We start from the raw sequence: 13,006 nt of genomic DNA on the forward strand, positions 1-13,006 counted from the left end.
CCTATCCGAAGGGGATCGGCTCGTAGCACCGGAACGGCACGGCGATCTCGTACCGCCCGTTCTTCAGGCGCACCAGCGCCCCGCAGCCGAAGCTCTCCTTCTGCCCGCGCGGCTCGGCCCGGTCGCCGACCAGCGTCCCCCGGTCGGAGAAGGCCGCGGCAGCCTTCTGGAAGGACTCCACGGTCAGGTCCCTGCCGGCCTGGGCGGCGATCGACAGGAACAGATCGGCGCTCATGTAGCCCGTCATCATGTGCATGTTGAGCGGGACGTCCTTGCCGCCCGCCGCCTTCCTGATGTCCGCCTTGAACTGCCGCATCGCCGGGGTGTCCGCCTCGAAGGGCTGGAACTGCAGCAGGACGTGCACGCCGTCGAGCGCCTGCCGGGTGGCGTCCTTGGACAGCAGGCCGGGGTCGTAGTCGGTCGGGTCGGAGAGCACGCCCCGGTACCCGGCGCGCTTCAGCGCCGTGAACAGACCGATGTTGTACGGCGTCTGCATGATCGAGACGACCGCGTCCGGCGCCTTTCCGCCCGCCGAGCGCAGGATCTCCTTGGTGTACGCCGACCAGTCGCTCGGCAGCGAGGTCGCGGGGACGGCGGCCTTCGCGTACGACACCTGGAAGCCGGCCGCGGTGAAGCCCTGGGTGAAGGTGCGGATGCCGAAGGTGCCCGCGTCGTTGTCGTTGGCGAGCAGCGCGACCGACTTGCCGCGGGCGCCGCCGAGGACGGCGGCCAGACCCTCGGGCCACGTCTGGTTGAGGGTGCCGCCCGGCATCGGGACGAGGCAGCCGTTGAAGCCGTAGATGTGCTTCGGGCCGCAGAACGACGGCAGGGTGCCCCAGCCGACCGTGGGCACCCGCTGCGCGTCCAGGAAGTCCGCGCCGGCGAAGGTCACCGAGCTCATCGGCGCGACCGCGAACACCCGCTCCTGCTGGACAAGTCCGCGGGCCGCGGCCAGATTGCGAGCCGGGTCCTGGCCGTCGTCCTCGGCGCCCAGGTACTCGATCCTGCGGCCGTTGATCCCGCCCTCGGCGTTGGCGCGGGCGTAGCGGGCCCGGGCGCCGAGGTCGGTGTCCTTCTTCGAGTAACCGCTCGCGGTGGTCATGGAGACGATGCCGCCGACCTTGATCGTGTCGGCGGTGACTCCGCGTACGGAGTCGCCGGGCTTCTGGGAGGTCCCGCCGGTGGAGGCGGAGTTGCAGGCGGTGGCCAGGAGCAGTGCCGCTGCCGCGGCGGCGAGGGTGCGGATCGGTCGCAACACGTCGGTCGTCCCTCCGTCGAGTGACCGCATTCTGTGACCGGGCTGATGAACCGTCAATAACTGACGCAACGTCACTTGATGAGACGTCAGGAGCCCTATGGGTCCATCCCTGGGGCCGCCCTCCGCTCAGGCGTACAGAGCGTCGACCTCCGTCGCGTACGCCTGCTCGATCGCCTTCCGCTTCAGCTTCAGCGAGGGCGTGAGCAGCCCGTGCTCCTCGGTGAACGGATGCGCCAAAATGCGGAAGGTGCGGATCGACTCCGTCTGCGAGACCAGTGTGTTGGCCGCCACCACCGCCCGCCGGATCTCCGTCTCCAGCACCGGATCGCGCACCAGCTCCGCGGGCGTCAGCGGGGGCCGCCCCTGGATCGCCAGCCAGTGCTCCACGGCCTCCGGGTCGAGCGTGATCAGCGCCGCGATGTACGGACGGTCGTTGCCGACCACGATGCACTGGGCCACCAGCGGATGCGCCCGCACCCGCTCCTCCAGACCCGCGGGCGACACGCTCTTGCCGCCCGAGGTCACCAGGATCTCCTTCTTCCGCCCCGTGATCGTCAGATAGCCGTCCGCGTCGAGCGAACCGAGGTCCCCGGTGGCCAGCCAGCCGTCCTTCAGCACCGCCTGCGTGGCCTGCGGATTGTTCAGGTACCCGGAGAACACGTGACCGCCGCGCAGCCACACCTCGCCGTCCTCCGCGATGTGCACCGTCGTCCCCGGCACCGGCATGCCCACCGTGCCGTACTTGGTGCGCTCCGGCGGGTTGGCCGTCGCCGCCGCCGACGACTCCGTGAGCCCGTAGCCCTCGAAGACCGTCACCCCCGCGCCCTCGAAGAACAGGCCGAGCCGCCGGTCCATGCCCGAACCGCCGGACATCGCGTGCCGCACCCGGCCGCCCATCGCCTCCCGCACCCGCGTGTACACCAGCTTCTCGAAGAACTGGTGCTGCACCCGCAGCGCCGCGGACGGCCCCGGACCCAGCCCGAACGCCTTCAGCTCCAGCGCCTCGGCGTACTTCACCGCCACGTCGGCGGCCTTGTCGAAGGCGCCGGCCTTCCCGTCCGCCTCGGCCTTCCGGCGGGCCGCGTGGAAGACCTTCTCGAAGATGTACGGCACCGCCAGGATGAACGAGGGCCGGAACGCCGCCAGATCCGGCAGCAGCGCCGACGCCTGCAGCACCGGCTGATGCCCCAGCTTCACGCCGCTGCGGATCGCCGCCACCTCCACCATCCGGCCGAAGACGTGCGCCAGCGGCAGGAACAGCAGAGTGGACGCCTCGTCGCCCGGCTTCGAGTGGAACACCGACTCCCAGCGGCCGACGAGCATGTCCGTCTCGAACATGAAGTTGGAGTGGGTGATCACACAGCCCTTGGGGCGGCCCGTGGTGCCCGAGGTGTAGATGACGGTCGCGACGGACTCGGGCGTCACCGCGCGCCGGTGCCGGTGGACGACCTCGTCGTCGATCTCCGCGCCCGCCTCCGTCAGCTGCTCGACCGCACCCGCGTCCATCTGCCACAGCCGCTGCAGCCGCGGCAGCCGGTCCACCACCGAGCCGATGGTCATCGCATGGTCCTCGTGCTCCACCACGCAGGCCGTGACCTCCGCGTCGTGCAGCATCCACAGCACCTGATCGGCGGAGGACGTCGGGTACACCGGCACGGACTGCGCGCCCAGCGCCCACAGCGCGAAGTCGAAGAGCGTCCACTCGTACCGCGTACGGGCCATCAGCGCGACCCGGTCGCCGAACCGCACGCCCTGCGCGATCAGCCCCTTCGCCAGGCCGAGGACCTGGTCGCGGAACTGCGCCGCGGTCACGTCACGCCACACCCCCGAGGCGTCCTTGCAGCCGAGCACCACCTTGTCGGGCGTCGCCGAGGCGTGATCGAACACCGCGTCCGCCAGGCCCCCGACCTGCGGCGCCGCCTCCACGGGAGGCACGCTGTACTCGCGCAATGACCTGCTCCTCGCCCTGCTCCCCGGAGCGTCTGGTCACGCCCCGCACGGCGCCGGTGACGGTACCCCACGGGAAAGCCGGGCGGGAGGGCCTTCACGAACTCCGGCGATCCGGCATCGCCACAGGTCAGCGCGGGGAAGGCGGCCAAGGAACGCGTGTTCGGGGCCGGTTGCCGGCCGGTCGGTCCGCCGGCCGGGCGCGAATCTCCACAGAATCCGACCCGCCCTGTCACCTGGGGAACAGCCGGGCATGGCCCGGGCGGCCGAGGAGTGGGACGGGATTCCGGTTTCGCGGGGTCCTGGCGCAGGATGGTCACGACATCCTGGCGAAGGAGGTCACGACACCTCTGCCGCCGCCCGCACCACGGCGCGACCGTACCGCCCCCGAACGACAGACTGACGTCCATGAGCCGCCGCACCACCCCGCTGCCGTCCCGGCTGCCGATCGACCCGTACATCCTGGCCCTGCTCGGCACCGTGGGCCTCGCGGCACTGCTGCCCGCGTCGGGGGCGGCGGCCGACGTCGTGGGCGGCCTGGCGACCGGCGCGATCGCCCTGCTGTTCTTCCTGTACGGGGCGCGGCTGTCCACCCGCGAGGCGCTCGACGGGCTGCGCCACTGGCGGCTCCACCTGACCGTGCTGCTGTGCACCTTCGCCGTCTTCCCGCTGCTCGGGCTGGCCGCCAAGGGCCTCGTCCCCGCCGTCCTCACCCCGCCGCTGTACAGCGGGCTGCTCTTCCTGTGCCTCGTGCCGTCCACGATCCAGTCGTCGATCGCCTTCACCTCGATCGCCCGCGGCAACGTGCCCGCCGCCATCTGCGCCGGCTCCTTCTCCTCCCTCGCCGGCATCGTGCTCACCCCGCTGCTCGCGGCGGCGCTGCTCGGCGGCGGCACGGGCGGCTTCTCCGCCGACTCGCTCCTGAAGATCGTCCTCCAGCTGCTGGTGCCGTTCCTCGCGGGGCAGCTCCTGCGCCGCCGGGTCGGCGGCTTCCTGCTGCGCCACAAGAAGGCGCTGGGCCGCGTCGACCGCGGCTCGATCCTGCTCGTCGTCTACACGGCCTTCAGCGCGGGCATGGTCCAGGGCATCTGGTCGCAGGTCACCCCCGCGCGCCTGGCGCTGCTGCTCGCCGTCGAAGCGGTGCTGCTGGCGGTGATGCTCACCCTCACCTGGTACGGCGCGGGCCGCCTCGGCTTCGACCGGGCGGACCGCATCGCCATCCAGTTCGCCGGGTCGAAGAAGAGTCTCGCGGCCGGGCTGCCGATGGCGAGCGTCCTGTTCGGCGCGCAGGCGTCCCTCGCCGTGCTGCCGCTGATGCTGTTCCACCAGATGCAGCTGATGGTCTGCGCCGTGCTCGCCGACCGCCGTGCCCGCGCGACGGATCCTGGGGCCGAGGAGTCCCCGATCGAGGAGCCCCCGGCCGAAACGTCCCCGGCCGAGCCGCCACCGGCCGAAGAGTCCCCGGCCGAGCAGCCCACGCGGACCCCCGCCGCCGAGCCGCCGGCCGGCGGCGCCGTGGCGTGAACGCGCCACCACCGCTCAGGGGTGATCATCGGGCCCGCTACGGTGCTGACATGCCCGCACTCGATCCCCGCAGCACCGCGCTCGTCCTCGTCGACCTGATGGAACGCATCGTCGCGCTGCCCCTGGCCCCCCGCTCCGGCGCCGACGTCGTCGACGCGGCGCACCGCCTCGCCGACGCGTTCCGCGCCGCCGGCGCCCCCGTCGTCCACATCCGGGTGGAGCGGCCGCACGTCGACGTCCAGCCGCCCGGCAGCGAGCTCGTCCCCTCGCTCGTCCGCGAGGGCGAGCCGGTCGTCGTCAAGCGCACCATCGGCGGCTTCCAGGGGACCGGTCTGCACGAACTGCTCTCCGGGCTCGGCGTCACCACCGTCGTGTTCGCCGGCATCGCCACCAACCTCGGCGTCGAGTCCACCGCCCGCGCCGCCGTCGACCACGGCTACGAGGCGGTCTTCGCCGAGGACGCCATGACGGCGTTCACCGCCGAGGAGCACCGCGCCTCGGTCGAGCTCGACTTCCCCCGTCTCGGCACCGTCGCCCCGGTCTCCGCGCTCACCCTGGACGGCCCCGCGTGAACCGGCCCCCGATACGCGCCTTCGGCCCCCGCCCCTGCAGCGTCGTCGTCTGCCGCGGCTGCTGCTGCGGCGACCCGCGCAAGAACCCCGGCACCGACCACGCCGGCCAGCTCGCCCGGCTCCGGGCCGCGGCCGCCGCCTCCGGCGGGCGGCTCGTCGTCCGCACCAGCGACTGCCTCGGCCCCTGCGCCCAGGCCAACATCGTGGTCGTCCAGCCCTCCACCGAGGGCCGCCGGCGCGGCGGCCGGGCCGCCTGGATCGGCTTCACCCTCGACGACGACGCCGTGGACGACATCCTCGCCTGGACCGAGGCCGGCGGCCCCGGCCTCGCGAAGCCCCCGGCGACCCTGGAGCTCCAGATGGTCGACCCGCCGAAGAACTGACCGCTCAGCCCCTGGCGGCCGCGGCTCCCGTCCCGGCCTCCAGGGCGATCCGGTGCTCGCCGGCGTACACGTTCATGTCGTCGCCGCGCAGGAAACCGACCAGCGTCAGGCCGGTCTCCGCGGCCAGCTCCACCGCCAGCGAGGACGGCGCGGACACGGCCGCGAGCACCGGGATGCCGGCCATCACGGCCTTCTGCGCCAGCTCGAACGAGGCCCGCCCGGACACCAGCAGCACCGCCCGCCGCAGCGGCAGCAGCCCCGCCTGCAGCGCCCGCCCGACCAGCTTGTCCACGGCGTTGTGCCGGCCGACGTCCTCCCGTACGTCGAGCAGCTCGCCGTCCTCCGAGAACAGTGCCGCCGCGTGCAGCCCGCCCGTCCGGTCGAACACCTTCTGCGCCGCGCGCAGCCGGTCCGGCAGCGCGGCCAACTGCCCGGGTGTGAGCCGGACCGGGGGCTCGTCCGCGATCGGGAACCGGGCCGTGGTGCGCACCGCGTCGAGGCTGGCCTTGCCGCACAGCCCGCACGACGACGTCGTGTAGACGTTCCGCTCCAGGGTGATGTCCGGGACCGGGACCCCGGGCGCGAGCTGCACGTCCACCACGTTGTACGTGTTGGTGCCGTCGTCCTTCGCCCCGGCGCAGTACACGATGTTCCGCACGTCCGACGCGGCGGCGAGCACGCCCTCGCTGACCAGGAAACCGGCGGCGAGCGCGAAGTCGTCGCCGGGGGTGCGCATGGTGATCGCCAGGGGCCGGCCGTTCAGCCGGATCTCCATCGGCTCCTCCGCCACCAGGGTGTCGGCGCGGGCGCCCGCGTCCACACCGCCCCGGATCCGCATGACGCGACGTCGCTCGGTGACCCGTCCCATGTCCACACCCGATCCCGCGGAGACTTCGAAGCCCCCATTGTCCTGCACGACCGGCGCGGCCCGGACGGGGAGCGGCCGGCGGGGCGTCCGTTGTGGCGGTCTCCCAACCCACTCGGGCGAATCTTGGTGGTTTACCTCACCTGTTACTGATGAGTCGCTGGCAAGACTGGGTGATTCCTGCACGCCGCACGAATACAAGGGGGTCCCGGCATGACGGGCACTCGCATCGCCGGGCTCGGCCACTACCAGCCCGCCAAGGTGCTCACCAACGCCGATCTGGCCGCCCTGGTCGACACCAGCGACGAGTGGATCACCAGCCGGGTCGGCATCCGTACGCGGCACGTCGCGGGCCCCGACGAGCCGGTCGACGAGCTCGCCGCGCACGCCGGAGCCAAGGCCCTCGCCGCCGCCGGCCGGACCCCCGCCGACATCGACCTCGTCGTCGTCGCCACCTCCACCGCGATCGACCGCTCCCCGAACACCGCCGCGCGCGTCGCCGCCCGGCTGGGCATGACCGCCCCCGCCACCCTCGACCTCAACGTGGTCTGCGCCGGATTCACGCACGCCCTGGCCACCGCCGACCACGCCGTACGGGCCGGCTCCGCGACGCGCGCCCTCGTGATCGGCGCGGACAAGATGACCGAGGTCACCGACTGGACCGACCGCACCACCTGCGTCCTGGTCGGCGACGGCGCGGGCGCGGTGGTCGTGGAGGCCACCGACGGCACGGAGAGCGTCCCCGCCATCGGCCCGGTGCTGTGGGGCTCGGTCCCGGAGATGGGCCACGCGGTCCGCATCGAGGGCACCCCGCCGCGCTTCGCCCAGGAGGGCCAGACGGTCTACCGCTGGGCCACCACCCAGCTCCCGCCGATCGCCCGCCGGGTGTGCGAGAAGGCCGGGCTGACGCCGGAGGACCTCGCCGCGGTCGTGCTGCACCAGGCCAACCTGCGCATCATCGAGCCGGTCGCGCAGAAGATCGGCGCGGTCAACGCGGTCGTCGCCCGCGACGTCACCGAGTCCGGCAACACCTCCGCCGCATCTGTGCCGATGGCCCTGTCCAAACTCGTCGAGCGCGGCGAGATCCCCTCCGGCGCCCCGGCCCTCCTCTTCGCCTTCGGCGGCAACCTGTCCTACGCGGGCCAGGTCGTCCGCGTCCCCTGAGGCGCGCGGCCGCGCCGGCCGCTCCGCAGAAACGGTTGTCCCCGGCCCCGGCCCCGGCCCCGGCCCCGGCCCCGGCCCCGGCGCCGGCGCCGGCGCCGGCCGCCCTCAGCCGATGCCCTGACGGTCGCTCTCCAGGGCGAAGGCCCGGTCGGCGGCCTCCGGGGTCGTCCGCTCCACCAGCTCCACCAGCAGCGCGCGGTGCCGCAGCAGCGGCTCGCGCCGCTCCTCGGGCGCGAGCAGGAGCAGGTCGTCCAGGCCGGCGAGCATGCGCCGCGAGATCTGCGGACTGCCCGCGGCGCAGCCGCGCAGCTCGGTGAAGCCCAGGTCGACGAGGTTCCGCCAGTCCGGCACGTCCTGCACCAGCCGGACCGCGCCCGCCCGGTCGAGGTGCGCGACCGTGCCGAGCGGGCGGTCCGCGAGGGCGGCGAGGAACTGGACGATCCGGTCCAGGCACTGCACGGCGGTGGTGGGGTCGTTGACGGCGGGGGACAGGGCCCGCAGCCCGATGTCGGCGAGCTGGCGCAGCCCGAAGCCGAGATCCTGGTGGGAGGTCCGCTCCACGCCGACGTACACACAGGACTCCAGGCGCCGGCGCAGCCGCCCGCCGTGGACGGCCAGCAGGGGGGTGCCGGGCACGACGAAGTCCCCGATGCGAGGCAGCAGCCGCAGCACCACGCCGTGCCGGCGCGCGGCGCGGACCAGCAGGGTGACGTTCACGTCCCGCACGACCCCGGCGCGGCCGCGGTGCATCAGGTACTCGTCCGGCTCCCCGAGCTCGTCGTCGGCCGCGGCCCCCGCCTTCGGCGTCCTGGCCAGCACCCGGAACGCCTCGGCCGTGATCCGCTCCACCAGGTACGCCACGCGCATCAGGCGCAGCGTGGAGTTCACGTACGCCACGAAGAGCATCAGGCTCAGCAGCACCATCACCACCGTCAGCAGCGACTGCAGGAGCGGCACCGACGACACGAGCCGCGGATCGGCCCCGGTCTCGTACGAGGTGAGCACCAGCAGCGACAGCAGGAACGTCGCGAGGAACACGGAGAAGGTCGCCTTGGTGATCCGGCTCCGGATGAAGATCCGCACGATGCGCGGGCTGAGCTGCCCGATCGCCATCTGCAGGGCGACGAGGGAGATGGAGAAGACGACGCCGATGAAGGTCAGCATGGCGGAGCTGACCGTGGTCACGACGGTCTTCGCGTCCTCGGTGACGCCGATCAGCTCGCGGAGGGCCTCGTGGTCCCCGGACTCCCGCAGCGACGCGACGAGCGCCTCGTCGACCGCCGCGCAGACCAGCCACAGCAGAAAGACCCCCGCCATGGCGACGACCGGCGCGAACCAGAAAGTGTCCCGCAGGTGCTCCCGCAGCGGGGAGAGCATGCGCGGCCTGCGGTACTCGGACAGGTAGCTCACCGGCGCAGGCTAAGACTCCGGCCCGCCTCCCGCTACCGCACGCACACACAATGTCACCAAGCGTCCGGAGCGCCCCCCGGGATTCCGCATACCCCCACAATCCGGACCACCCCGCGCCCCTGACCACGGAAAACGCTGGTGAAAGCCACCGCGAACCCCTGGTAGAGTTATCCATGTCGCCGCGGGGAACACCCCCGAAGCGGCGAAACACCTGGTCCGGGTGGCGGAATGGCAGACGCGCTAGCTTGAGGTGCTAGTGCCCTTTATCGGGCGTGGGGGTTCAAGTCCCCCCTCGGACACACAAGGCGGAACGCCTGGTCGATCACGGCCAGGCGTTTCGCGTTTTCGCATGCGGCCTTTCGAACGCATTCCCGCCTTTCGGCGATCACTGAGCTCATATCATCCGACTCTGAACTGCCAACCCCAGGAGTCGACTTGAGACATCAACCCGCCCCCACGCCCCCGCCCGGCTGCCCCGCTCACGACAGCGGGCGACGCGTGCCGCTGTACGGGCCGGAGTTCGCGGCCGATCCCCAGGCGTACTACGCGTACCTGCGGCACTACGGAGCGACGGCGCCCGTGGAGATCGCCCCCGGGGTGGAGGCGACGCTCGTGACCGACTACGCGGCCGCCCGGCAGCTGCTGCAGAGCTCCGGCGCCGCGATGAGCCGGGACTCGCGGCGCTGGCGCGAGCTCAACGAAGGCCGGGTCCCGCTCGACAGCCCGGTCCTGCCGGTGCTCGGGTACCAGCCCCACTGCGTGTTCGCCGACGGGGCGGAGCACCAGAGGCTGCGCCAGGCGATCACCGAGAGCATGAACCGCGTGGACCCGGGCCGGCTGACCCAGACCACCGAGCAGATCTCGGACTACCTCATCGCCCGGTTCAGCACCCTCGGCTCGGCCGATCTGCTCGGCGACTACGCCAGCCAGGTGCCGCTGCTCGTCTTCAACGAGCTCTTCGGCTGCCCGGCGGACATCGGCGACCGCATCGTGGACGGCATCACCGGCATGTTCGACGGCGTCGACGCCGGCAAGGCGATCGAGGTGCTGCACGGCGCGGTCGGCGAACTGGTGGCGCTCAAGCGGGCCGCGCCGGGCGACGACGTCACCTCGTGGCTGATGCAACATCAGGCGGACTTGAACGACGGCGAGTTGCTCAACGAGCTGTGCGTTCTGTTCGTGGCGGGCAACGAACCGCTGAGCAATCTCATGGGCAATACCCTGCACCGCCTGCTCACCCTCGACCGGCGGGCCCGCGCGAACGTCCTGATCGACGACGCCATCAACGACACGCTGTGGGAGAACCCGCCCATCCAGAACTTCGCCGCGCACTACCCGGTCACCGACATGCGGTTCGCCGGCCGGGAGTTCCGCGAGGGCGACCTGGTCCTGGTCAGCCTCGCGGCCGCCAACACCGGCCCCGCGGTGACCGCCGCCCGCCAGGAGCCCGGCAACCGCGCCCACCTGGCGTGGAGCGCCGGACCGCACGCCTGCCCCTCCAAGGAGCCCGCCCGGCAGATCACCCTGACCGCGGTCGAGAACCTCCTCAACCAGATCCCCGACGTCGAACTCGCCGTGCCGGCCGAGAACCTGACCTGGCGCCCCGGGCCGTTCAGCCGCGGGCTGGCCGCCCTCCCGGCGCGCTTCTCCCCGGTCGAGGCCCAGCCCATGCGGCGCCCCGCCCCGCGGGCCGAGGAACCCGAGCCGTCGGCCCCCGCGGACCTCCCCAAGGCCGAGACCGGCGGGCTGTGGAGCCAGTTCCTCACCTGGCTGAAGGGGTGAGGATGCACACGGACGCGGCGCTGGTCCTCTTCTGCGCCGGGCTCATCCTCCTCGCCGCGATGCTGCTCGGCGTCTGGAAGTGGCGGGCGATGGTGGCGTCGCCGGACGGCCGGGCGCACCGGTACATCGACGTGGCCCACCAGGCCGCGCTGCTCTACTCCTTCGCGACGGCCCTCCTCGCGGCGCTCGTCCAGTTCTCCGCCTGGCCGCCCGCGGTGAACCTGGGCGCGGCCGGGGTGGTCGTGGCCCTGTTCGCCGGGGCGATCGGCAGGTACGCGTCGCTCGGTCTCAGCAAGGAGACCGACAACCAGATGCGCAACGCCCCGAAGAGCACGCACCGCATGATGTACTTCCTGGCGGCCGGGGAGATCGGCGGCGTCGTCGTCCTGCTCGCCGGTTTCGCCACAGCACAACTGTGACGCGGTACTCCGATGTCACGTGCCCGTGCCGGGGCGGGCACGTGCCGGAGGCGCACCGTGGACGCGCCCGCCGCGCGTCACGTCTTACGCGCCGTCACCAGCCGGCAGCGCGGGCTGCCGTCCTCCTGCCGTCCCAGGGACTCCATGGGGTGCAGCACGACCTCGAAGCCCGTCCGCCGGAGGTCGCGCACCACGTCCGCCAGGGGCCAGGTGCGGTAGTACATGACGAAGGGCGGGCGCCAGACGGCGTTCCTGGCCCGCATGACCGCGTCGAAGGCCCACAGGGTCCAGTACCAGCGGGAGCCGACGCGGGGCGGGGCCGGCTGCGGGAAGGCCAGCAGGCCGCCCTCGCGCAGGGCGGCGTGGACGCCGGCGAAGAGACGGGGGCGGTCGCGCGGGAGGAAGTGGCCGAAGGCGCCGAAGCTGACCGCCAGGTCGAAGGAGGCGGCGAAGGGCAGGGACAGCGCGTCGGCGCGGACCAGCGTCGCGTCGGGGTGGGCGCGCCGGGCCTCCGCCAGCATGCCCGCGCTGAAGTCCACGCCCGTCACGCCGTCCGTGCAGACCTGCTCCAGGGCCGACAGGCCCGCGCCCGTGCCGCAGCACAGGTCCAGGCCCGTGCCGAACGGGCCGAGGTCGCGCAGGGCGTCCGCGGTCGCCCGCACCACGCGGTCCGAGGTGCGGAAGGGGGTGGCGTCGAACTTCCCGGCCAGCAGGTCGTATCCGCGCTCCACCGACGACAGCGCCTGGACGGTGAGTTCGCGGAAGGTGGGGCCCTCGGGGGAGAACATCAGCGCCCCTCCGGTTCCGGCAGCGGCAGGACCTGGCGCGGCCAGGGGCCCTGGCGCTCCCGTTTGCGCCACTCCCTCGGATAGCCCACCGAGACCTCCTCGAAGCGGACCCCGTCGTACGACGTGGTGCGCGGGATGTGCAGGTGGCCGTAGATCATCAGCTCCACGGGGAAGCGGACGTGCCAGTCCGCCGTCCGCTCCGTGCCGCACCACTGGGCGAACTCCGGGTGCCAGAGCACCGAGGTGGGCTCGCGGACCAAGGGGTAGTGGTTGACCAGGACCAGGCGTTGATCCTCCGTCAGTTCCAGGTGCTGGAGCCGCTGTTCCGTGTACCGGACGCGTTCGGCGCACCATGCCTCGCGCGACTCCCACGGGTCGGGGTGCAGGACGTGCTCGTCCGTGCAGACGATGCCCGCCGCCTCCGCCACGGCCAGCGCCTGCTCCTTGGTCTCCGCGCCGGCCGGCCGCCAGGTGTAGTCGTAGAGCGTGAAGAGCGGGGCCACCGTCACCGGGCGGCCGTCCGGGCGGTGCCACACCGGGTACGGGTCCTCCGGCGTGTGCACGCCGAGGCCGCGGCAGATCTCGACGAGCCGGCGGTAGCGGGCCTCGCCGCGCAGGGTCACCGGGTCGCGGGGGTGGGTCCACAGCTCGTGGTTGCCCGGAGTCCACACCACCGTGTGGAAGCGGTCCGCGAGCAGCGCCAGCGTGCGTTCGACGTCCGCGACGAACTCGCCGACGTCGCCCGCGACGATCAGCCAGTCGTCCTCCGCGGCCGGTTTCATCGCCTCGACGATCGCCCGGTTGTCGGGATGTCCGACGTGCAGGTCGCTCACTGCCAGCAGGCTGCCCATGGCCGTCACAGTAATCGAGCCGGCCGCGGCGGGGAGGGCGATC

12 protein-coding genes and 1 tRNA gene are annotated in these 13,006 nt (G+C 72.6%); 7 read left to right on the forward strand and 6 right to left on the reverse strand.

All coding sequences use genetic code 11. The annotated features are described in order from the left end of the window. Position 1: 1 nt before the first annotated feature. Positions 2-1,258, reverse strand: a complete 1,257-nt coding sequence (locus ACNJ93_RS26820) for an ABC transporter substrate-binding protein (RefSeq protein WP_418960016.1) — start codon at positions 1,256-1,258, stop codon at positions 2-4. A 126-nt stretch (positions 1,259-1,384) separates the two neighbouring features. Next, on the reverse strand, positions 1,385-3,184 hold the full coding sequence (locus ACNJ93_RS26825; RefSeq protein WP_418961538.1) for an AMP-dependent synthetase/ligase: 1,800 nt from the start codon (positions 3,182-3,184) through the stop codon (positions 1,385-1,387). 429 nt (positions 3,185-3,613) lie between these two features. On the opposite strand from ACNJ93_RS26825, the gene ACNJ93_RS26830 reads away from it, so the two are divergent. From ACNJ93_RS26830 to ACNJ93_RS26840, 3 genes are read left to right on the forward strand one after another with little or no spacing between them, the layout of a single operon-like run. Further along, entirely contained in the window at positions 3,614-4,729 is a 1,116-nt protein-coding gene (locus tag ACNJ93_RS26830; RefSeq protein ID WP_418960017.1) for a bile acid:sodium symporter, read from the forward strand. A 50-nt stretch (positions 4,730-4,779) separates the two neighbouring features. Next, positions 4,780-5,301 (forward strand): isochorismatase family protein, encoded by a 522-nt coding sequence (locus ACNJ93_RS26835; RefSeq protein ID WP_418960018.1) that lies wholly within the window; start codon positions 4,780-4,782, stop codon positions 5,299-5,301. Beyond that, positions 5,298-5,684 carry a (2Fe-2S) ferredoxin domain-containing protein gene (locus ACNJ93_RS26840; RefSeq protein ID WP_418960019.1) on the forward strand — a complete coding sequence of 129 codons (387 nt, stop codon included), beginning with the start codon at positions 5,298-5,300 and terminating at the stop codon, positions 5,682-5,684. The genes ACNJ93_RS26835 and ACNJ93_RS26840 overlap by 4 nt, the downstream gene beginning before the upstream one ends. Before the next feature lie 4 nt (positions 5,685-5,688). On the opposite strand, the gene fdhD is transcribed toward ACNJ93_RS26840, so the two are convergent. Then, positions 5,689-6,552, reverse strand: coding sequence for a formate dehydrogenase accessory sulfurtransferase FdhD (gene fdhD, locus ACNJ93_RS26845; RefSeq protein WP_418960020.1), 864 nt, complete (start codon positions 6,550-6,552; stop codon positions 5,689-5,691). A 210-nt stretch (positions 6,553-6,762) separates the two neighbouring features. Between fdhD and ACNJ93_RS26850 the strand changes: the two genes are divergently transcribed. After that, on the forward strand, positions 6,763-7,713 hold the full coding sequence (locus tag ACNJ93_RS26850) for a beta-ketoacyl-ACP synthase III (RefSeq protein ID WP_418960021.1): 951 nt from the start codon (positions 6,763-6,765) through the stop codon (positions 7,711-7,713). Between the two features lie 105 nt (positions 7,714-7,818). On the opposite strand, the gene ACNJ93_RS26855 is transcribed toward ACNJ93_RS26850, so the two are convergent. After that, entirely contained in the window at positions 7,819-9,090 is a 1,272-nt protein-coding gene (locus tag ACNJ93_RS26855; RefSeq protein WP_418961539.1) for a DUF2254 domain-containing protein, read from the reverse strand. 247 nt (positions 9,091-9,337) lie between these two features. On the opposite strand from ACNJ93_RS26855, the gene ACNJ93_RS26860 reads away from it, so the two are divergent. The 3 genes from ACNJ93_RS26860 (at position 9,338) to ACNJ93_RS26870 (ending at position 11,324) form a co-directional block, all read left to right on the forward strand. Next, positions 9,338-9,422, forward strand: a tRNA-Leu gene (locus ACNJ93_RS26860). A 136-nt stretch (positions 9,423-9,558) separates the two neighbouring features. Beyond that, a complete protein-coding gene (locus tag ACNJ93_RS26865; RefSeq protein ID WP_418960022.1) occupies positions 9,559-10,905 on the forward strand; it encodes a cytochrome P450 in 1,347 nt (448 codons plus the stop codon). A 2-nt stretch (positions 10,906-10,907) separates the two neighbouring features. Beyond that, on the forward strand, positions 10,908-11,324 hold the full coding sequence (locus ACNJ93_RS26870; RefSeq protein WP_418960023.1) for a hypothetical protein: 417 nt from the start codon (positions 10,908-10,910) through the stop codon (positions 11,322-11,324). A 77-nt stretch (positions 11,325-11,401) separates the two neighbouring features. Here ACNJ93_RS26870 and ACNJ93_RS26875 read toward each other — a convergent pair whose 3' ends face one another. Both ACNJ93_RS26875 and ACNJ93_RS26880 read right to left on the reverse strand, forming a co-directional pair. Beyond that, positions 11,402-12,112, reverse strand: coding sequence for a class I SAM-dependent DNA methyltransferase (locus ACNJ93_RS26875; protein WP_418960024.1), 711 nt, complete (start codon positions 12,110-12,112; stop codon positions 11,402-11,404). After that, the gene (locus ACNJ93_RS26880) at positions 12,112-12,963 is read right to left on the reverse strand and encodes a metallophosphoesterase family protein (protein ID WP_418960025.1); all 852 of its coding nucleotides are present in this window, start codon (positions 12,961-12,963) and stop codon (positions 12,112-12,114) included. The genes ACNJ93_RS26875 and ACNJ93_RS26880 overlap by 1 nt, the downstream gene beginning before the upstream one ends. Between the last annotated feature and the right edge of the window lie 43 nt (positions 12,964-13,006).

The sequence above is a fragment of the Streptomyces tritici genome (assembly GCF_048500665.1).
Taxonomy (GTDB): domain Bacteria; phylum Actinomycetota; class Actinomycetes; order Streptomycetales; family Streptomycetaceae; genus Streptomyces; species Streptomyces tritici.